The organism is Streptomyces sp. NPDC029014 (assembly GCF_055564695.1).
The window spans coordinates 37126-56354 of the sequence record NZ_JBVHVT010000003.1 but is presented as its reverse complement, the minus strand read 5'-3'; the positions used below and the strand labels follow the sequence as shown (position 1 = coordinate 56354).

Genomic DNA, 19229 nt, shown 5'->3' with positions numbered 1-19229 from the left:
ACGCATGCGGCCTATATATACCTGTTAGGCATGCGCGATACTAGATGCCCAGGCAGACGGGGTGGGCGGCGGCGCCGACCGGTGCGCTGCCCGGTGAACGGTCGGCTACGGAGCGAAAAGGAGGGGGGAGCGAGTGCGTCTGCCGCTCCTGGCACTCCTCACGCGCGGCCCGGCCCATGGTTACGAGCTGAAGCAGGACCTTGAGAAGCTCCTGGGCGCCGCGTACCCTCAGCCGAACGTCGGCCAGATCTACGTCACCCTCGGGCGGCTCGAGAAGAGCGGCCTGATCGCAGGCGAGGACGTCGAGCAGTCCGGCCGGCCCAACAAGCGGACGTACCGGCTGACCGACGCCGGGCGCGAGGCCGTGCAGGCCTGGTTCGAGGACACCGCCGAGGAACCCCGGGTACGGGACGAGTTCTTCATGAAGCTCGCCCTCGCACCGGAATCGGGAATGGCCGATCCGATCGCGCTGATCAACAAGCAGCGGCGGCAGTACCTGAACACCATGCGGGACCTGTCGAAGCTGGCCGCCGCCGAGGACCGCGACAACAAGATCTCCCAACTGCTGATCGAGGGCGCCATGCTGCACCTGCAGGCCGACCTCGACTGGCTGGAACGCTGCCAGGAGGAGCTGGAATGAGCGACGCCGCCACCGCCGCTCCGGACGTGCCCATAGTCCGGGCCGAGGGCCTGGCCAAGACGCACCACGGCGAGGGCGCCCCGGTCCACGCGGTGCGCGGGGTGGACCTGACCGTCCAGCCCGGCGAGTTCGTCGCGGTCACCGGGCCCTCCGGAGCCGGGAAGTCCACGCTGCTGCACCTGATCGGCGGCCTCCAGCGGCCGGACGCCGGCAGCCTGTGGATCGGCGGGGAGCGGGTCGACGCCTACCGCGAGGCCCGCTGGGCGGTGCTCAGGCGCCGCAGCATCGGCATCGTCTTCCAGTTCTTCAACCTGGTCTCCAACCTCACCGTCGCCGACAACGTCGAACTGCCCGCCCTGCTCGCCGGCACCTCCCCCAAGGCAGCCCGGGCGTCCCGCGCCGAGCTCCTCTGCGAGCTCGGCCTGGAGGGCCGCGAGCGGGCGATGCCCGGCGAACTGTCGGGCGGCGAACAGCAGCGGGTCGCCCTCGCCCGGGCCCTGGTCAACCACCCCGCCCTGCTCCTCGCCGACGAACCGGCGGGCAGCCTCGACAGCAAGGGAACCCGCGAGGTGCTGCGGCTGCTCTCCCGGTTCCACCAGCGCGGCCAGACGATCATGATGGTCACGCACGACGCCCGGATGGCCAGCGCCGCGGACCGCGTCATCAGCTTCTTCGACGGGCAGATCTCCGACGACGCCCGGCTCGGGGCCGGGGACGGCCGCCCCGGGCGGGCCGGCGGCGTGTCCCGCGTCCTCGACCTGAAGGACTGACCGTGCGGGCCACACTGCGCTGGGCGCACGCCGACTTCCGCGCACACCGCGGCGAAGCCCTCTTCGTCGTCCTGGCCAGCGCCGGGATCATCGCCTCGCTGCTGCTGGCCGGCGCGCTGTTCGGCTATGCCGCGAACCCCTGGCAGCGGAGCTTCAACCAGTCCCGGGGCGCGCACGTCTGGCTGCACACGCGGGCCGGCGCGGACGTGGCCGCCCTGTCCGGACTGGACGGGGTCGCCGCGGTCTCCGGGCCGTTCCGCACCGCGGCGGCGACCGTCGAGTCGCGCGGCGCCCGGGCCGCGGTGACCCTGCGCGCCGCCGGGACGGCGCCGCCGGAGACGGGGCGGCCGCTCGTCACCGCGGGCAGCTGGCTGACCCCGCCGGACGGCGCCGCCGACCGGGACGGCACCGTCGTGCTCGAAGCCTCGGTCGCGCGCGCACTGTGGGCCGAGCCGGGCGACACCGTACGGGTCACCGGGCCGGACGGCGCCCCGCGCACCCTGCGGGTCAGCGGCGTGGCCGAGACGGCCGAGCCCCGCTACCGGCCGGGCGGTGCACCGGGTACGGGATGGGTCCTCTCCCCCACCCTCGACGCCATGGCCCGGGGACCCTTCGGGCAGAGCGTGGGGCTGCGCCTGGAGGATCCGGGCGACACCGACTTCATCGTCCAGCGGGCCGTGACCGTCCTCGGCGCGGACCGCGTGGCCCAGGTCACCAAGTGGCAGCAGGCGCGGGCCGAGGCGGGCGGGGACGACCGGCTCCTCGGGCAGGTCTTCGCCGTCTTCGGGCTCGGTGCGCTGCTCGCGGCGGCGCTCGCCGCGTCCGGGGCGATCGCCGCGCGGGTCCGCGGTCAGCTGCGGGACATCGCCGTCCTCAAGGCCGTCGGCTTCACCCCCGGCCAGGTGGTCCGGGGCTTCCTCGTCCAGCACCTGGCCTTCGCCCTGCTCGGCGTGGCCCTCGGGACGGCGGCCATCGCCCTGCTCGGCGCCCGGATACCGGGGCGGATCGGGGACGCGGCCGGGGTGTGGCAGGACCTGCCCGGCCACACCGCCCTGATGATCGGGATCCCGTGCGGTGCGGTGCTGCTGATCGCCACCGCGACCGGGCTGTCGGCCTGGCGGGCCGGGCGGGTGCCTCCGGTGCCGGTGGCGCGGGCGGCGCTGCCGTCCGCCGCGCCGATGACCGCCCTCGGCCGGCGGGCGCTCGGGATACGGGTGCCCCCGGCGCTTGTCCTGGGGTGGCGGGCCGCGTTCCCGCGCCGCTGGCGGACGGTGGTGCCGGTGCTCCGGCTCGCGCTGCCGCTGGCGCTCATCACGGTCGCGCTCGTCGCCTGGTCCACGCTGGACCAGTTCCGCAGCCGGCCCGCGACGGTCGGCGTGCCCGCGGCGCTGACCGTCCGCGCCCAGCAGCCGGGCGGCCCGTCGGACCCGGAACTGGAGCGGAGCCTCGCGGCGGTCCCGGGTGTCGCCGCGGTCCATCCGGGCGCGGAGTTGGCGGCGCTCGTGCCGGGGCAGACCGGCACGATCACGCTCCGCGGGCTGGGCACGGCCCGGGACCCGTACCCCTCGGCGGTGGTGGAGGGGCGCGCGGCCGACGGTCCGGACGAGGCGGTGGCCGGGCAGGGACTGCTCGACCTCCTCGGGGTCCGCGTCGGCGACTGGGTGCGGATGACCGTCGCGGGACGGCCGCAGATCCTCCACCTCGTCGGCCGCACGATCGAGCCCGACTCCGGCGGCCGGGTGATCACCACGACGGTCGACGCCCTGCGGGAGCGCGATCCCCAGCTGCGGCCCGACTACCACGCGCTGGTGCTGGAGGCCGGTGCGGACCCCCGCACCGTGCGCAGCGCGCTCGCCGGGTCGGCGGCCGGAACGCTGGAGGTCCGCGAGACCCCCAATCCGGCCGACCGGCTGGAGCCGGCGCGCGCGGTGATCGCCGCCCTGGTCGCGGTGCTGGCCCTGATCGGGCTGACCGAGCTGCTGACGCTGATCAGCACGGGCGTCCGCGACCGGGGCCGGGACCTGCTCGCGCTGAAGGCGATCGGCCTCACGCCGCGGCAGATCGGGGCCATGATCGTCACGGCGGCGGGGCTGACCGCTCTGCTGTCCGCCGGCTTGGGGACGGTCGCGGGTGCGCTCGCCGGCCGCTGGCTGGTGGACGCCCAGGGGGCGTCGAGCGGGATCGGCTCCGGGATCGCCCAGCTGCCGCCGCTGCCCGTGCTGGTGACGGTGGTCGCCGGGGCGGTGCTGGGTGCCGTCACGGCCGCGGCACTGCCGGCGGCCCGGGCGGCGCGGCGGCGCCTGGCGGACTCGCTGAGCGAAACCCTCTGACGCCTTCCCCGCCGCCGCCCGGCGGTCCGCCGCCCCGGCTCAGGACACCAGCGGCCCCTCCTCCAGCTCGGCCAGCCTCACCGTGCACAGGCCGCCGCGCTCGGTCTTGACCTCCGTCACCCTGAGCTGCGTACCGGGCGCGAGGATGTACTCCTCCTCCTCGGTGAAGGCGGAGAAGTTGCGGATGCCCACCGCCCGGGAGGGGACCACCTCGAACAGGGTCCGCTTGCCGCGGCTGCCGAGAAACGCGCGGGCCACGCCGAGCTTGGGCGTGCACGAGGACACGCCCCACCAGGTCACGGTGCGGCCCACCGGGTACTGGGCCCGCAGGTCCAGCGCCACACCGCGGAACAGGGGGTCGGTGCGGGCGGGCAGCTGGGAGACCGCCGAGAACAGCAGCCGCAGGTACGGGAGGTACGGGACGAGCTCGGCCCGGTCCGGGGAGCGCAGGACGGCGTTGATCTCCCGGTAGAACGCGGACTCGCAGGTGTAGAGGTAGAGCGCGGCGATCGCGTCGGCGGACAGGCCGCCGGCGGCTTCGTCCGCGCGCCTCTTGCCGAACTCGTGGGAGCGCTTGACGTGCCCGTCGAGCCCGGCCAGCAGCCTGGCGACGGGGGTGACGGCGTCCTGGAACTCCATGAGCGGCGTGTCGAACACGCCCGTGATCGCCGGGAGGACGAGTCCCTCGTCCTTGACGCTGGAAAGTCGTTCCAGGTAGAGCTGGTGCAGCTCCATGGTGGACGCGATGAACGCCCCCATGCGCTCGGCGACACCGCCGTCCGGCCCGGTGGCGTCCGCCGCGGCCTGGTTCCAGCCCTTGCTCGGCAGCCAGTCGATCGGGTCGGCGCCCAGCGAGGCGAGGGCTTCGTTCACCATCGCGAAGTGGTCGCCCTCGCAGAAGACGTCTCCCTGCGCCGCGGGGTTCGGGTGGTCGATGTGCCGGACCTCGACGTCGGGGTACTTCTGCTGCAGTCGGAGGACGACCTTCTTCAGGTTCCGCGCGTGGGCGCCCCACCAGGCGAAGACGACTCCGCGGTCCTCCTCGTCGGCGTCCTGCTTGGCCTTGAGGATCTCCTCGACGATCCGCTCGGCGACCGGGCGCCAGAACGCGGTGTGCCGGTCGGCCCCGGTCGAGCCGTCGCTGCCCGCGGTGAGCGCCGCGTTCAGCAGCAGGACGCCCTGCGTGAGCATCGCCTGGAACCACTCCGGCGGCTGGACGGTGTCCTGTTTCTTCAGCAGCGCGCGGACGTCGGCGATCGGGGTCTTCTTGGGGATCCCGTACTTCCACATCGCCGCCGCCTTGATGATGCAGCGGATGCTGACGACCCGGCCGAACTGGCTGTCCGTCCAGTCGTGGAAGGTGTTGTCGAACATGGCGATGCCCGTGGCGCTCTCCGGCCGCGGGTACGGGTTCTGGCCGAAGACGACGACCCGCCACTTGTGCGGCGGGTTGGGCTTGAGCGCCTGGAAGGTGAGTTCGCGGACGGGAACGACCTCCGGTCCGCGGCCCGGGCCGATGAACGCGGCGGCGTCCGGCTGCGCTTCGATGACCGGCTTGAGCAGGGGGAGCCACGGCTCGCCGCCGCCCTTGAACAGGTCGGCGAGGGCCAGCGGGTCGTTGGGGTCGGACTGGGCCTGGATGGGGGCGTCGCTCATGGGTGGAGGCACTCCGAAGGATCACACCGTGCCGGCTCGGGCACGGTGGGCGCGGTGGTCGGTGTCCCCGCGGCAGCGGCGGACACAGAAGCGGAAGAACGGATCCGGGAGCATGCGGCGGGGCGGGTGGGCACACGTCGCCGAAGCTCGATCACCGGGAATCCGGCGGAAGGCTAACACCCCGCCGGACGCCCCGCAATCGTGACGGTCGATCACCGGGGCGCTGGGGAAGGGGCGTTGTCAGTGGGGGCCGATAGCGTCGTTCCCGGTGGGCAGAACCCTTGTCGACGGGAGTCGAATCATGACCGTGAACCGTGTGCAGCCGCAGCTCCGGGTGGTGCTGGCGGACGTCAACACGAAGGTGGTGGAGTCGTGGCGGGCCGCGTTCGCCGACACCCCGGAGATCGAGATCCGCAAGGGGTCGATCCTCGCGGAGGAGGTCGACGCCTGGGTCAGCCCGACCAATTCCCGGGGCCGGATGGACGGCGGCGTGGACGCCGTCATCAAGCGGCACCTCGGGGCGGGCATCCAGCTCCGGGTGCAGCGGGCGATCCGCGAGGAGTTCGCGGGCGGTCTTCCGGTGGGGAGCGCGGTGTGCGTTCCCTCGGGGGCGGTCAACCCGAGGTTCCTGATCTCGACGCCGACGATGGAGACGTCCTCGCAGAACGTGAGCGAGACGCTGAACGTGGCCCTGGCCTGCGCCGCGGCGTTCCAGGCGGTCCACCGGCAGAACCTGGCGCAGCCGGGCAGCATCCGCTCGGTGGCCCTGGTCGGCATGGGCGCCCGGACGGGCCGGGTACCGGCCCGGGTGTGCGCCAACCTGATGTGGACGGGCTACACGCTCTTCAACGACCACCGTTTCGAGGACTACGACGACCTGCGCAGCACGATCCTCGCGCAGCTGGACGACATCGAGAACGCGCCCGAGGAGCAGCGGATACGCATCGCGCCGCCCCGGCGGGCCACCTCGCGCAGCTGACCGGGCCTGCGGCCGGCGCCGCGGCCGCGGCGTCGGGAGCCGGACGCCCCGCCTCCTTTCGGGAACGGCGGGGCGTGCGGACCGGGGCAGGGCTCAGTCGAGGGCGTGGAGGACGTCGCCCAGGTCGACGAACTTGAAGCCGGTGGCTTCGCGGGCGCCGTCGCCGGGGGTCTCCTGTCCGTCCTGGACGACCAGCAGGCCCTTCGGGTACGTGGCGCCGAGCGGCGCGTTCAGTGCGGCGGCGCCGTCGCAGACCTCCGAGCCGTCGAGGACGGCCGAGGCCGCGGTGATCCGGAAGGAGCCCTCGTACTCGTTGTCCTCGTCGCGTTCGCGGTCGTAGGCGACGAACCGGTTGTCGCCCTGGCTGGAGGCCAGCAGGTACCCGTCGCCGTCGGGCTCGGTGACCAGGGTCAGGCCCTCGACGTCGGCCGACAGGTGCGTGCCGCCGTAGCCGGGGTCGGTGCCCGGCGTGCACTCCTCGGTGGCCTCGTCGTACGTGCCGGGGACGCCGTACTCGCGGACCTTGTCCATCAGTTGCGGGGTCCCGGTGAGGTCCGCCCTGATCCGCCAGATACCGACGTCCTCCTGGCCCGCGTAGAGCGTGCCGTCGGCCGGGTCGACCACCATGCCCTCGACCTGCGGCAGTTCGCCGGGCTCGGCGCAGGGCGCCCAGGTGGTCCCGTTCGGCAGCCGGAAGGAGGACGGGAGGTCCAGGGTGCGGACGCGGCGGTAGTCCACCGTGCCGGAGCGGGTCGTGACCAGTTCCAGCAGTGCGATCCGGGTGCGGTTGCGCTGGCTGACCAGCGCGTAGGACCGGCCGGTGGCGCGGTCCGTCCACGTGGCCAGGCCGTAGGCGGTGGCCTGCTCGTTGATCTCGGCCTGGTCGGCGGAGAACACGGGCCGTGCACCGGGGTCGGTGACGTCGGTGAGCGGGCCGCCCGGCCGGTCGCGGTCGATCCGGTAGATCCTCAGCCGGTCGTTGCCGCGGTCGCTGACCACGGCGACGTCCGCGCGGGCGCCGCGCATGCGCAGGCCGTGCACGAGGTCGACGTTGTTGAACCGGCCGGGGGCGTCGTCGGCGCCGGGACCGGCCGGGGCCGGCAGCGACTGGACCTCCTTCGCGTCCAGGTCGTAGACGCGCAGGCCGCCCTGCTTGGCGGTGGCGACCACCAGGCTGCGGCCCGGGTCGGCGGGGTTGCGCCAGATCGCCGGGTCGTCCGCGTTGGCGTCGCCGCCGGCCTCGTCGTCGAAGAGGGCCCGGGTCTCGGCCCTCGGGTGGACGGCCTTGATTCCGTGGGCCTCGGCCGGCAGCGCGAACGAGGCGGCGAGCACCCCGCCCAGGACGAGCGCGAGAGCGCGTCCCACAGGACGTGTCGTCATGTTCCTTCTCTCAGGGGGGATTGGCGTCGGCGGCGACACGCTCTCGCGGGTGGGCGGCTGCCCGAGAACCGCTTACCGACCAGTAGGTGAATTCGCCGCTACGCGCCCCCCTACGTTGCGCCCGGCGGGATCGTACCGCCGGCTCGTCAGTGCTGTTCCGGGACCGTCCGGTCCGGCGCGTCGAGGGGCCAGAACCGCTCGTTGAGACGGGACAGGGAGCGGAAGTGGTCCCGGAGGTCGGCGGAGGCGTTTCTCCCGAGCGCCGGGCGGTCCCGGTCGAACATGTCGGCGAGCAGCCGGGTCGCCGGTTCCACGACCGGGGAGTCCTCCGGCAGTCGGGCCAGGGTGCCGGCGGCCCGCAGGTACAGGCCGATCAGCTCGTCGGCGGAGAGCCCGACGCTGCCGCCGATCGTCAGGCGCAGCAGGTCATGGGCGAGCGAGGTGGCCGGCTGCCCCTCCCTGGACCACGTGAACATGGTCACGGTCGGCCCCAGCCACTCCATGACCGGATCCATGGCGTGCCGTACCACCGAGTCGTTGGTGCCGGAGGAGACGTCCATCTTGTGCCACAGCTCGTCCCAGTAGGTCCGGGACCAGAAGGCGACGCCCGGTCCGGGAGTGCGGAACAGCCAGTACATGTCCAACGGTTCGGGCGGCCGCAGTTCCCCGGACCTGAGGCGGACCTCCAGACTCCGGTCGTTCTCCGCGCGACTGCGGTGGACGGAGAGCGACAGTGCGAAGTCCGTCCACTGCTGCTCGTCGAACGACGACCGCCACAGCAGGGCGTGCCGGTGCCAGGCGGAGACGGGGTCCGCCGAGCCGGGGAAGAGGGCTGCGGCCGTGATGCCCCCGGTCAGCAGCAGCACCACGAGGACGAGATTGGCTCCGTAGATGCCGTGCCGTGACGAGGTGCGCAGGACGGCGGGCCGGTAGGCCGGGTGCGGGTCGTCCGTGCGGGTCGTGTGCTGGTGGAAGACGCGGACGAGGAGGCGGCCCAGCCGTTCGCGTTCGCCGTCGGGGATCCGCCGGACCATCGACCCCCCGAACCGCAGGATCTGCCGCGAGGAGAGCGGGGCGTACGACAGCAGCGCGTAGGCCAGGTCGTCGTCGACGCGGCTGGTGCCGAGGGAGAGGGCCGGCCGGTCGGTGAGCAGGCTGGTGAGGACGTGCAGTGCGAGCCGTACGACGAGGTATTCGCCGAAGGTGGCGTGGAGGAACTCGTACGTGGACAGCATCCGGCCGTCGCGGATGGACTGGGCGCGCTGGACGAAGAAGAAGCGGCCCAGCGCTTCCTCGGCGGCGCCGAGCGGGGCCCGGAACCCGGAGGCGGCCGTGGAGCGGCGGCCGAGCAGCGCCGTGAGGTCCTCGTCGAGCTCGGCGGCCGACACCCATTGCCGCCGCCGGTTGAGCTGGGCGAAGGCGACGAGGGACAGGCGCTGGAGTTCCTGCTCGGCCCGCTCCGCGAGGCCGTGCTCGGGGAGGGCGCCGGGGGCGGTCTTGTCGACCTCCCGGTGGGCGAAGGAGGTGAGGAGTTCTTCGTACAGCTCGGCTTCGTCGAGCAGGTCGTCGCCGTCGCGCCGCAGTCCGTTGCCGGTGGCGTCGTACAGGGCCATCATCGTCAGCAGGAGCGGCTGCGCGGCGAGCGCTTCGCGCCGGGCGATGGCGGCCCAGGGCAGGGGTTGCCGTCCCCGGGCGGCGAAGCTGCTCGCGTTGGCGTCGTTCCACAGCTCCAGCCAGCGGCGGATCTGGGCGGGGCGGAACGGCTCCAGGCGCAGGGCGACGAGCCCTTCCGGGTAGCGGGTGCGGTCGGCGACGGCGGTGCGGCTGGTGACCAGCGCGCGTACGGGCCGGCTCTGTTCGGCCTCGCGCTGCTGGAACCGGGCGACGCGGACGAGGAAGTCGCTGTGGTGGACCCCGGTGGTCTGCAGGAGCTCGTCGAAGCCGTCGAGGAGCAGGACGGGGACCGCGCCGCCGGCCGAGCGGACCAGCTCCGGCCAGGTCACCCGCTCCCCCGTGGCCGCCCGGACCGCCTGCTCCAGCTGCTCCTGGAGGTCGTCCTCCGCGCGTACGTCACGCAGCGGGACCCGGACGGGGAGGAAGCCGGCGGAGGGCAGCCGGGCGGCGAGGATCCGGGTCAGCACGGACTTGCCGGCGCCGGGCTGGCCGAGCACCAGCAGCGGGGAGCCCGCCCCTCCGGGAGAGGTGAGGGCGCCCGCGAGGTAGCCCGTCAGGTCGCGGCGCACGGGGACCTCCTCCCACCAGGACTCGCTGGCGGGGCCGCCGGTGCCGGCCACGGCCCGCACCCGGAAGTCCGGGTCGAGGTACATGTCCTGGAGGGCGGGCACGCTGATGCCGTCGGGCGCGGTGGAGGCGTCGAGCACGGGCCGGGTGAGGGCGGCCTCGTGGGAGCGGGCGAGGGCGGCCGCGACGTCGGTGGGCGGGCGCATCGTGTGCGCCGCCGCGGACAGCAGTTCTTCGACTCCGGCCAGCGCGGTCCGCACCCGGTCGCGGGTGGCCTGGTGCTCGACCTGCGCGGCCCAGAAACCGAACTCGGGTGCCTGTTGGGCCAGTTGTGCGTACAGGTCGGTGTAGTGCCGGACGGAGGTGTCGGGGAGGCGGGTGGTGAGGACGCGCAGTGCGGTGCTCCGGTCGGACTCCGTCAGGTCGGCCCAGGCGCGGAGCCCTTCGGCGAAGACGACGAACCGCTCCGACAGCCCTCCGTACCACCGGCGCAGCTCCGTCGTCACGTCCTCGAAGGGGCGGTGGGGTGCGGGATGGGGCGCGTCGACCGCGGCGAGTGCGTGCGCGAACGCCGTGCCGCGGGGTCCCGGCTGCGGGGCGCCGGCGAGGCCGAGTTGTTCGGCGCGGGTGAGTTCGAGGTCGTCGATGCGGAACGGGAGGTCCGACTCCTCCAGCGCCTGGAACCAGGCGACGACGACGATCACGGTGTGCGCGGCGTGCAGCAGGTCCGTGCGCTCGGCCCGGCCCTGCGCGCGGCCGAGGCGCCGACCCAGGCCGCGCACTGCGTCGCGGCCCAGGCCCAGGACGCTTCCGCGGGCGTCGGCGACGCGCAGCAGTCCGTCCCCCAGGCCCCCGGTCGCCGCGTTGAGCGCCCCGCCCAGGGCCCGGTCCAGGGCGGCCACGGCGGGTGGATCACCCCCGAGCAGCACCAACGCGTCCGATAACGACAGCAGTCTGCGCACGCCCACCCTGCCCCCTGCTCACCCCGCCCCGCCTCACGGCCCACTCTCGCACGGCCGCGGCCGGGGGGCCGACGGTTCCGGGGAAACCGCTCCGTCCGGGTGGCCTCGGGCGACTTCCGGGAGCTTCGGGGTGCTTCCGGGGGAGGGCGCACGGGTTAAGACGTATCCATCATGACAGGTCTGACGGGTTTTTCGTAGGGCGAACGGCACATGTTCTCGGCCTTGTTCAGGGACTGTCGGTCTTTCAGAATTCCGGTCATGAATCACTCGGCGAATATCAATCACCATGCAGTGCTGCGCGCCAGGGTTTCCCTCCTGGAGTCGGAGAAGCCCCCGGTCCGTCGGCGCGTCGCGGCCTACCGGGTTCTGGTGCAGGTCAGCCCGCTGGCGTACCTGTCCCGACTGGCCGTCGACCTCATCAAGTACAGCAAGGAATTCGCCGACCGGCCCGAGATAGCACTGGCCCTGCGGGTCGAATCCGTCGACGCCGCACGCCGCTTGTGCGAACTGGAATCGGGCCGTCAGGGAGTTCTCCTCCGATCGCTCGCGTCCCTGCGGGATCAGCTGAATCTCATGGAGCGCGGGGAGGAGGCGTCCGCCGTGGCGAGAGAAATCGCCCTCCTCGAATCCGCCTCCGGGGAGGTGTAGGGGGCCGGCGGCCGCGGGCGTCCCGGGCCGGCTCAGCGGTCGCTTCGACGCGCACCAGCGGGCTGCGGCGGATCTCGGCTGCCGCGGCCCGCAGTTCGTCCCCGTCGACGGTGGCGGCCCAGGGGGCGCCGGCCGGTTCGGCGGGGCCGGGGCGCGGGTGGAGAGCCGGTGGCGGTCGGTCGCGGTCAGGGTGACCGTTCCCGGTCCGCCTCGGTGCGCAGGCCGGCGAGCACCGGCAGGCCGGGTTCCCGTGCGGCGGCGGTCAGGACCCGCTCGACCGCGCCGGCGAGTACGGGGCCCTGCAGCGTGGCGAGCGGCACGCTCGGCGCGTGTTCGTCGATCAGCCGGGACGCCTGGCCGGGCCCGGCGTCGAGGACCGTGCGCTGGAGGGGGCGGGCCGCTGCGTCGGGCGAAGGCTCCGACGCATCAGGTCGGGATGTGGCAGGTCGGCATCATCGAGCTTCGGCCAACGCGCAGGTCCATACGGTTCGGCGCGGTGGGCGGGCGCGCTAGCGTGCCGCCGTGGATCTCTTCTCACGCTCGTGGGCCGCCTTGCGTGCGGCCGTTGCCGAACTTCCGGACGAGGAATTCACGCGGCCCTCCGGATGTGCCGGCTGGCTCGTGCGGGACCTCGTCTGCCACCTGGTCATCGACGCCCAGGACGTTCTGATCACCCTCGTGACCCCCGTCGCGGGCCGGCCGACCCGCGACGCGGTGACCTACTGGGAAGTCACCGGCGCCCCGCCGACCGGGGACGACCCGCTCGACGCGCTGACCGTACGGCTGGCGGCCGCGTACGGGGAGCCGTGGCTGCTCAGGTTCCACCTCGACGACGTCGGCTCCGCCGCCGGCCGGGCCGCCGACCTCGCCGACCCCGACCTGCGGGTCGGCACCCGCGGCGAGGTCCTGACCGCGGGCGACTACCTGTCCGCGTACGTCCTGGAGTGGACGCTGCACCACCTCGACCTCGTCGCCCATCTCCCGCACGCGGCCGGGCCGCCCGCGGAGGGCCTCGCCTGGTCGCGCCGGATGCTGGAGCGGATCGCCGGGGCGGCGTTCCCCCCGTCGTTCTCCGACCGGGACGTACTGCTCGTCGGCACCGGGCGGCGGCCCCCGACCGACGCGGAGAAGGCCGTGCTGGCCGGGACGGACGGGCCGGACCGGCGGGGCGGGCTCGGCGCGCGGCTCCCCCTCGTCCTCGGCTGAGCGGCCTGCCCGCACCTCCTCCCCGACCGCCTGCACGCGGGGGACGGCCCGGGTTCCCGGGGAGCGGCGGGCCGGTCAGTTCTTGCGCGGCGCGTCGGGTCCGCCGGGATCGGGCTCCAGGCTCACGACCGCCGTCTCGGCTGGCCTCAGCGCCGCGTAGGCGTCCAGGTTCGCGTCGATCTCCCGCCAGCGGGCCCAGAGCCGCGACCGCTCGTCGCCGGTTGCGGCACCGCACCGGACCGGCCGGTGCGGCGCCCGGTGGTCGTGAGCCGGAGCGCGCCCCAGCCGCGGGCCCGTGGCCGCCACAGCCCGATCCGGCCTCCGAGGGCCCGGTACGCCCCGCGGTGCAGGGACCAGACGAGACGGATGAACCAGCGCGGCGGGAGCCGCGGCGTGCTCGTCCTGCGTCGTCCGACCGACATGGCGTCCTTCCGCTCGTCCGGCCGGCCGGCGGCCCCGCCCGGGAGGACGATAGCCGCGCCCGCGGGCGGCGAACAGGTTCTCGGGGGCGGCGGCTGCGACGGGTGTACGGGGCAGGATGTGACGGAACCCGCCCGGACGCGGTACGAAGTCTCTCGTGAAGGAAGAAACACGGGCCGAGACCCTCCGCGTCTTCATAGCGCTCGCACCGCCCGACGACGCGAAGGTGGAGCTCGAACGGGAGCTGCGGCCCGCCTACGAGGCGTACCCGCGCATGCGGTGGAACCGCATCGAGGACTGGCACATCACCCTCGCGTTCCTGGGCGAGGTCCCGGCCGCCACCGTGCCGCTGCTGAAGCCGCCGCTCGCCGAGCTCGCTGCGGCGCGCCGGCCGCTGCACCTGGGCCTGCGCGGCGGCGGGCACTTCGACGAGCGGGTGCTGTGGAGCGGGATCGACGGGGACCTGGAAGGACTGCACCTGCTCGCCGCCGAGGTACGGGCCCTGGTCGAGGACAGCGGTGTCCCGTTCCAGGGGCGGCCGCTGAACCCCCACCTGACGCTGGCCCGGTCCCGCCGGGCCGATTCCTCGAGCGCGGTGGCGGCCGCCGCGGGGCTCGCCGGGTTCGCCGGCCGCCGTTGGCGGACCGAACGCCTCCACCTGGTCGGCAGCAACTTCGGCCGCGGCCCCGGCCCCATCCACTACCGCGACATCGAGGCCTGGAGCTTCGGCGGCGCGGGCTGAGGCCCGCCCGCGGATGCAGGACCCGGGGGGCCGGGTGATCCTGGGGCCACGGCCGAACCGTTCCCGCGAGGAGGCCCGCGTGCCCCTCACCCCCGCCCCCGGGGCGCCACGGCGGCGTCCGCCCACGGCGCTCGTCACGCTGGCCTGCGCGGTCGCCGCCACGACCGTCCTGGCACCGACCCCGGCACGGGCCTTCACCGGGGGCGACCACGAGACGATCACCAGGGCGGCACTGCCCTGGCAGTCACGGACCCTGACGGCCCTGGCCGACGCCCGCACGGGCGCGATCAACGCGAACGACCACGGCGAGTACTTCACGCTGGGCATCCTGCACTGCGACAACGCCGACTACCTCGCCCCGCGCCACGCCCCCGCCTACCCGCGCACCCGGGACGAGGCGACCACCGAGCTCCTGGCCTGCATCCGCAGCTCCGTGACCCGCTTCCGCGCCGCCGTCCGCGCGGCGGACGGGCTCGTGGATGCCGAAGGCCGCGTCCGTGCGCGCGAAACCGACCTCGGAACTCCCTGCACCTGGGACGGGAGACCGGACCGCGCCAAATGCCGGGTGCTCGAAGAACTGGGCCGCGGCTGGCACCAGATCGAGGACTTCTACGCGCACAGCAACTGGTCCGACCGCACCACCGGCGCCCTCGGCGTCACCAACCCGCCCGGCCTGGCCCGGACGGCCGTCGCCCCGTTCCTCGCCGTGGGCCGCTACAGCACGATGGCGGACGCCGTCTGGACCGCCGAAGCCGCAGCCCTCGTACCCGAGGACCTCAGCACCGGCTGCTACCCCGACTTCGACTCCACCGGCACCCGCTCCGTCGGCTGCGACGGACGCGTCCGGCACAACGGCACCCTGGCCAAGGACACCCCGGCCGCCCGCCGCTCGGCCCACGGGAACTTCGGGCGGGCCACCGACCTCGCCGCCCGGGACGTGACCCGCCAGTGGAACGACTTCCGGGCCGCCGTGCACACCGCCTACCCGGGCCGCCGCGGCGAGCAGATGATCTGCGCCCTGACCCACGACCGGCCCGCCGCCGACTGCCGCTGAACGGGGCGGGCGTGCCCCGGAGCACGACATGGTTCCGGGCCGGTCCCGGAACCTGCCGGGTCCGTCGGTCAGTCGGTCAGTCGGTCAGTCGGTCAGTCGGTCAGTCGGTCAGTCGGTCAGTGGACGACGGAGAAGCTGCGCCACGGCAGCGTGCCGGGCGCGGTGACGTTCGCACTGGACATGGGGACGTAGACGCCGGGGGCCTTGTCGGTCTTCTCGCACTCCGGTGTCCGGAACAGGATGACGTCGGCCTGGGTGTTGTTCTCGACGTGGGCCGCGCCGTCCTGAAGGCGGATCTTGTGGCAGCCCTGGACGGGCGTGTTCGAGTACGTCAGCACGACCGGGGAGTCGTGGCCGCGGAAGGTGAGCGTGCCCACGGTGGTCTTGCCGGCCGAGCAGGCCGTGGCCGTGAGCAGCAGAACTGCCGCCCCGGTGATGACGCCGATATGCCGGAGGTGGGACATGGATCGGTCCTCGTCTGTGCGGTGATGGCTGCCCTTGGTCGCAGCGTGACGTGCCGCGCGGAGGACGGCATGCGGTGCGCGCCCGCCGGGATGACCGCCGAAGGGGGGAGGATCCCCCGTCCGGTCGCGCCGGGGGGCGTGCGCCGCCGTGTCGGAGTGGTGTCGCACACACACGGAAAGTGAGGAATCGAAGCCTCGCCGGGGGCTTCGGTCTTCGATCCCAGGCTGTTGGGCCCTTCTTCCCCGCCGAGGCCCAGCCGAAGGTGCCGGCCGCGGGGAGCGCGCGCCACCGAAATGCCGGGCCGCTGTCAGAGGCGGGTGACACCATCTGCCGCGGTGATCCGACCAGCTACAGGGGGTAGGCATGGCGAGCACGTACACGTGGCCGCGCGGGGCGGAGGCGGCCGACAGCGAGGAACTGGAGCGCTGGTTGGCCCGGCACGGTTGGGAGATCGACCCGACCGTGTTCATGGCCGGGGTCCTGGGCCCGGCGGTCCAGGTCCGCCGCATCGACAGCGCGTGCCCGGAGGCCGAAGCGGGGCTGCTGGTCCTCCCGGGCGAGACGGTGGAGTTCGACGGGGAGCGGATACGTCTGCGCCCCTGCGCCTACGCCTCGGCCGGGTCCCCTGCGTGAGGCGTCACGCGCCGGCGTACGGCGTGACCGGCCGGCCGGGCGGTCAGCACTGCCAGAGGAACGTCGCCTCGGCGCAGGGTCCGCAGGTGAAGGCGTAGCCGCGGCCGGTGCCGAAGTTCATGGCGGTCACGGGGTCCGGCCCCTCCTGCAGTTGCACGGCCAGCCTCATCGGCGCGGCGCAGTTCCGGCAGGCCGGGGTCTCGTCGTCCTGGAGCCAGGCCGGTGTGCCGCCGAGCTGACCGAGGACGTCGTTCACGCGCCGCCCGGTCCGCGCGGCCCAGGCGGCGCGGGCGCCGTCGTAGTCCGCTGCGTCCGCCAGGACCTGCGGCTCGGCGGCGTGGGCGGCGCCCAGGAACAGCTTCTCGCCGTCGACGGCCCGGGGCCGCGGTATGCGGCGCAGGCCGCGGGCCGGGAGGACCAGGGCCAGGTTGGCGCCGGAGGACGGGCTCCAGTCCTGGCACGAGCCCGGGCGGTTCTGGCAGGCGAACAGCACCAGCAGGTGGGTGTGCAGCCGGCCGCGGCCCGCTAGGGCGGAACCGGACGCGTCCAGGCGGATCTGTGCGAGGAACTTCAGCGGGCCGGCGCACTCGGCGCAGGTCGGCCATGCCGTCCCGGGCTCGGCCACGGGCACGCCACCGATACGGGTGACCGCTGCCGCGTGGGGTGAGGCCGGGCCGGCGTGGGTGATCAGGGTGATCGGGGTGATCGGGGTGGTCATGCGGCCCGACTGTAGGACACCGCACCGACACCGCCGGCCCCAGCCCAGCCCGGCGGCCGGCGGCCGGCGGCCGGCGGCCGGCGGCCCTTCAGATGCGCAGGAGGAGCACGGCGATGTCGTCCGTCTGGGGGGAGGCGGGGGCGGGCGCGTGCACGAGGGCGTCGATGAGCGTGTCGAGGTCGGCTCCGGGGCGTGCGGTGAGGACGGAGGCGAGTTCGAGGGTGGCCCGGTCCGGGTCGATGCCGCCGGCGGTGGGTTTCTCGACCAGGCCGTCGGTGTAGAGCGCGAGCAGGGTTCCGGGGGTCAGGTCCAGGTGCGTGACGGGGCACGGGGTGTCGGAGTCGGCGCCCAGGAGCGGGGCGGGGTCCAGGTCCACGAGGTGGGGGCGGGTGCCGGGGCGGTGTATCAGCGGGGGCGGGTGGCCCGCGCTGGACAGGATGGCCAGCCGGTGGGCGAGGTCGAAGTGGACGTAGAGGCAGGAGACGAGCAGCCCGGTGTCCAGGTCCTCCAGGAGGCGCCCGGTACGGGTGAGGACCTCCCCGGGCGGGGCCCCGGCGGCGGCCCTGATGGCGGTGCGGACCTGGCCCATCAGCGCGGCGGCGGCGACGTTGTGCCCCTGGACGTCGCCGATGACGGCCGCGACGGTGGTGGTGTCGAGCTGGATCACGTCGTAGAAGTCGCCGCCGATGTCCATGCCGTGGCCGGCGGGCAGGTAGCGGGCGGCGATCTCGAGTCCGGGCACGTCGGGCAGGGAGTGCGGCAGGAGCGCCTGCTGGAGGCCGTGGGCGAGGTCGTGGGCGGCGTCGTGGAGCCTGGCCCGGTCCAGGGCCTGGGCGATGAGTCCGGCCAGGGAGGTGAGGACGGCGCGCTCGTCGGCGGTGAAGGTGTGGGGGCGCTCGTAGGAGAGGATGCAGCAGCCGACCGGGCGTCGGGAGATCATCAGCGGGAGGAAGGCCCAGGCCTGCTTGCCGCTGATGCGGGGGGCGCCCGGATACAGGCGGGCCATCTCCTCCGCGTCGTCGAAGAAGGCGGGGACACCGCTGGTCAGCACCTTCCCCGCGGGGGTCGCGCCGGTGTCCAGCGGAAGCCCGTCGAGGCGGTCGAGGGTGGCGGCGTCGTAACCGTGGGATCCGGTGATCTTCAGGCGGCCGGCCTCGGCCGTGGACAGCACCAGGGCGTCGGCGTCGAACGCGGGCAGGACCTGGTCGGCGACCAGTTCGGCGACGTCGCGGACGGCGACGGTCTCCGTCAGGGCTGCCGCCAGGTGCAGGAGCTGGTAGATCCGGCCCGTCTGCGGGCGGCCGCCGGGCGACGGCCCGGGCTGCTGCGTCGCCGCGGGGCGGCCGGTGGGGGTGATGCGGACGCTGATGCCGCCGGCGTCCGGGTACAGCTGGAAGTGCAGCCAGTCGTCCGGCGGGTGCAGGGTGGTGAACTCCACCGGATCGCGACTCATGACGGCCGTGCGGTAGCGGTCCTCGACCAGCGGGGTCTCCAGCCAGGGCAGGGACTGCCAGGGCCGGGTTCCGAGCAGCTGGGCGGCGCTGCGGCCGAGCAGGGCGGCGGCGGTGCCGTCCACGAAGGTGATCCGGCTCTGCAGGTCCAGGGCCAGGGCCCCCTCGGGCAGACGATCGATCCAGTCGGCGGCGGCCTCCGCGGCCCGGTCGACGCCGTGCGGGCCGGTCGGTGCGACCGGGACGACGCGGGGCCGCTCCGGCACCGGCGGCGGGGGCCCGGGGACGTCCAGCAGCCGCGCGATGCGGCGGGCGGCCGCGGTGATGTGGTGCTGCTCGCGCCGGCTGGCACTGCGCGGGTGGCTGGCGGGCCAGAGCAGCAGCAGCGCGCCCCTGACGCCCTTGCGGCCCGGCAGCGGCGCCGCGGCCAGGGCGAACCGGTAGGGCAGGCCGGCGGCGGCCCTGGGGAAGTCGCGGACCAGGTCCTCCTGGGAGCCGACCCACACCAGCCGGTCCTCGCGCACCGCTGCGGCGACGGGTGTCGGAGCCGCCGCGGAGATCCGCAGCCAGGGGCGGACGACCTCCTCCGGCAGTCCGCACAGCACCGCCAGCCCCAGGTTCCCCCGCTGCCCGTTCCAGAGGTACAGGCCGCCGGCCGACGCGCCCGTCCGCTGGATGGCGTCGTTCAGCGCGTCGTCCAACGCCGACAGGCCGGACCGGCCCGCGCGGGCGCGGTACGGGCTCTCACCGCGGCCGGTCACGGCACACCTCCGTTCCTCTCGGCACGCAGGTGCCGAGCGGGGCCTCCCGGCACGAGCGTGCGGGTGGGCCCCAGCCCACCGCCAGGAGGGCTGCTGCCCACGCGCCTGACCACCGTCCGGGCGCGCAAACCTCCGACACGGGCAGGCTCCTACGGAAGACGCGGAAATGCGAG

At 74.2% G+C, this 19229-nt stretch carries 17 protein-coding genes; 9 read left to right on the top strand and 8 right to left on the bottom strand.

Going from position 1 to position 19229, the window contains the following annotated elements:
• The first annotated feature begins 133 nt into the window (after nucleotides 1-133).
• From ACZ4VL_RS02760 to ACZ4VL_RS02750, 3 genes are read left to right on the top strand one after another with little or no spacing between them, the layout of a single operon-like run.
• Nucleotides 134-640 carry a PadR family transcriptional regulator gene (locus ACZ4VL_RS02760; protein WP_468194896.1) on the top strand — a complete coding sequence of 169 codons (507 nt, stop codon included), beginning with the start codon at nucleotides 134-136 and terminating at the stop codon, nucleotides 638-640.
• The gene (locus ACZ4VL_RS02755) at nucleotides 637-1410 is read left to right on the top strand and encodes an ABC transporter ATP-binding protein (protein ID WP_468194893.1); all 774 of its coding nucleotides are present in this window, start codon (nucleotides 637-639) and stop codon (nucleotides 1408-1410) included. Before ACZ4VL_RS02760 ends, ACZ4VL_RS02755 begins: the two co-directional genes overlap by 4 nt.
• Before the next feature lie 2 nt (nucleotides 1411-1412).
• Nucleotides 1413-3740: an FtsX-like permease family protein gene (locus ACZ4VL_RS02750; protein ID WP_468194891.1), complete on the top strand. Its 2328-nt coding sequence runs from the start codon at nucleotides 1413-1415 to the stop codon at nucleotides 3738-3740.
• A 39-nt stretch (nucleotides 3741-3779) separates the two neighbouring features.
• Here the strand turns inward: ACZ4VL_RS02750 and ACZ4VL_RS02745 are convergent, their stop codons facing one another.
• Nucleotides 3780-5396 carry an ADP-ribosyltransferase domain-containing protein gene (locus ACZ4VL_RS02745; protein ID WP_468194889.1) on the bottom strand — a complete coding sequence of 539 codons (1617 nt, stop codon included), beginning with the start codon at nucleotides 5394-5396 and terminating at the stop codon, nucleotides 3780-3782.
• 301 nt (nucleotides 5397-5697) lie between these two features.
• Here ACZ4VL_RS02745 and ACZ4VL_RS02740 point away from each other — a divergent pair, with 301 nt between their 5' ends.
• Complete coding sequence (locus ACZ4VL_RS02740; RefSeq protein ID WP_468194886.1) at nucleotides 5698-6375, top strand: macro domain-containing protein; 678 nt, start codon at nucleotides 5698-5700, stop codon at nucleotides 6373-6375.
• A gap of 93 nt (nucleotides 6376-6468) precedes the next feature.
• Here the strand turns inward: ACZ4VL_RS02740 and ACZ4VL_RS02735 are convergent, their stop codons facing one another.
• Complete coding sequence (locus ACZ4VL_RS02735; protein ID WP_468194884.1) at nucleotides 6469-7755, bottom strand: phytase; 1287 nt, start codon at nucleotides 7753-7755, stop codon at nucleotides 6469-6471.
• A 146-nt stretch (nucleotides 7756-7901) separates the two neighbouring features.
• The gene (locus tag ACZ4VL_RS02730; RefSeq protein ID WP_468194881.1) at nucleotides 7902-10964 is read right to left on the bottom strand and encodes an NACHT domain-containing protein; all 3063 of its coding nucleotides are present in this window, start codon (nucleotides 10962-10964) and stop codon (nucleotides 7902-7904) included.
• A gap of 252 nt (nucleotides 10965-11216) precedes the next feature.
• On the opposite strand from ACZ4VL_RS02730, the gene ACZ4VL_RS02725 reads away from it, so the two are divergent.
• Nucleotides 11217-11606: a hypothetical protein gene (locus tag ACZ4VL_RS02725; protein ID WP_468194879.1), complete on the top strand. Its 390-nt coding sequence runs from the start codon at nucleotides 11217-11219 to the stop codon at nucleotides 11604-11606.
• Between the two features lie 185 nt (nucleotides 11607-11791).
• On the opposite strand, the gene ACZ4VL_RS02720 is transcribed toward ACZ4VL_RS02725, so the two are convergent.
• Nucleotides 11792-11926 (bottom strand): hypothetical protein, encoded by a 135-nt coding sequence (locus tag ACZ4VL_RS02720; RefSeq protein ID WP_468194876.1) that lies wholly within the window; start codon nucleotides 11924-11926, stop codon nucleotides 11792-11794.
• Between the two features lie 202 nt (nucleotides 11927-12128).
• On the opposite strand from ACZ4VL_RS02720, the gene ACZ4VL_RS02715 reads away from it, so the two are divergent.
• Nucleotides 12129-12812: a maleylpyruvate isomerase N-terminal domain-containing protein gene (locus tag ACZ4VL_RS02715; protein ID WP_468194873.1), complete on the top strand. Its 684-nt coding sequence runs from the start codon at nucleotides 12129-12131 to the stop codon at nucleotides 12810-12812.
• Between the two features lie 75 nt (nucleotides 12813-12887).
• Here the strand turns inward: ACZ4VL_RS02715 and ACZ4VL_RS02710 are convergent, their stop codons facing one another.
• A complete protein-coding gene (locus ACZ4VL_RS02710; RefSeq protein ID WP_468194870.1) occupies nucleotides 12888-13118 on the bottom strand; it encodes a hypothetical protein in 231 nt (76 codons plus the stop codon).
• A gap of 271 nt (nucleotides 13119-13389) precedes the next feature.
• On the opposite strand from ACZ4VL_RS02710, the gene thpR reads away from it, so the two are divergent.
• Nucleotides 13390-13974: an RNA 2',3'-cyclic phosphodiesterase gene (gene thpR / locus ACZ4VL_RS02705; protein ID WP_468194867.1), complete on the top strand. Its 585-nt coding sequence runs from the start codon at nucleotides 13390-13392 to the stop codon at nucleotides 13972-13974.
• A 79-nt stretch (nucleotides 13975-14053) separates the two neighbouring features.
• The gene (locus ACZ4VL_RS02700; protein ID WP_468194865.1) at nucleotides 14054-15028 is read left to right on the top strand and encodes a CinY protein; all 975 of its coding nucleotides are present in this window, start codon (nucleotides 14054-14056) and stop codon (nucleotides 15026-15028) included.
• A 116-nt stretch (nucleotides 15029-15144) separates the two neighbouring features.
• Here ACZ4VL_RS02700 and ACZ4VL_RS02695 read toward each other — a convergent pair whose 3' ends face one another.
• Nucleotides 15145-15492, bottom strand: coding sequence for a hypothetical protein (locus ACZ4VL_RS02695; RefSeq protein ID WP_468194863.1), 348 nt, complete (start codon nucleotides 15490-15492; stop codon nucleotides 15145-15147).
• Between the two features lie 364 nt (nucleotides 15493-15856).
• Between ACZ4VL_RS02695 and ACZ4VL_RS02690 the strand changes: the two genes are divergently transcribed.
• Nucleotides 15857-16126 (top strand): hypothetical protein, encoded by a 270-nt coding sequence (locus ACZ4VL_RS02690; RefSeq protein WP_468194860.1) that lies wholly within the window; start codon nucleotides 15857-15859, stop codon nucleotides 16124-16126.
• Nucleotides 16127-16169: 43 nt separating this feature from the next.
• Here the strand turns inward: ACZ4VL_RS02690 and ACZ4VL_RS02685 are convergent, their stop codons facing one another.
• Complete coding sequence (locus ACZ4VL_RS02685) at nucleotides 16170-16844, bottom strand: hypothetical protein (RefSeq protein ID WP_468194857.1); 675 nt, start codon at nucleotides 16842-16844, stop codon at nucleotides 16170-16172.
• Nucleotides 16845-16932: 88 nt separating this feature from the next.
• On the bottom strand, nucleotides 16933-19056 hold the full coding sequence (locus tag ACZ4VL_RS02680; RefSeq protein ID WP_468194854.1) for a GAF domain-containing SpoIIE family protein phosphatase: 2124 nt from the start codon (nucleotides 19054-19056) through the stop codon (nucleotides 16933-16935).
• Nucleotides 19057-19229: the final 173 nt, after the last annotated feature.

Excerpts from the sequence above, each read along its gene's own strand:
- ACZ4VL_RS02755 (WP_468194893.1), top strand. The coding sequence starts at position 637 with ATGAGCGACGCCGCCACCGCCGCTCCGGACGTGCCCATAGTCCGGGCC.
- ACZ4VL_RS02745 (WP_468194889.1), bottom strand. The coding sequence starts at position 5,396 with ATGAGCGACGCCCCCATCCAGGCCCAGTCCGACCCCAACGACCCGCTG.
- ACZ4VL_RS02740 (WP_468194886.1), top strand. The coding sequence starts at position 5,698 with ATGACCGTGAACCGTGTGCAGCCGCAGCTCCGGGTGGTGCTGGCGGAC.
- ACZ4VL_RS02735 (WP_468194884.1), bottom strand. The coding sequence starts at position 7,755 with ATGACGACACGTCCTGTGGGACGCGCTCTCGCGCTCGTCCTGGGCGGG.
- ACZ4VL_RS02725 (WP_468194879.1), top strand. The coding sequence starts at position 11,217 with ATGAATCACTCGGCGAATATCAATCACCATGCAGTGCTGCGCGCCAGG.
- ACZ4VL_RS02695 (WP_468194863.1), bottom strand. The coding sequence starts at position 15,492 with ATGTCCCACCTCCGGCATATCGGCGTCATCACCGGGGCGGCAGTTCTG.
- ACZ4VL_RS02690 (WP_468194860.1), top strand. The coding sequence starts at position 15,857 with ATGGCGAGCACGTACACGTGGCCGCGCGGGGCGGAGGCGGCCGACAGC.
- ACZ4VL_RS02685 (WP_468194857.1), bottom strand. The coding sequence starts at position 16,844 with ATGACCACCCCGATCACCCCGATCACCCTGATCACCCACGCCGGCCCG.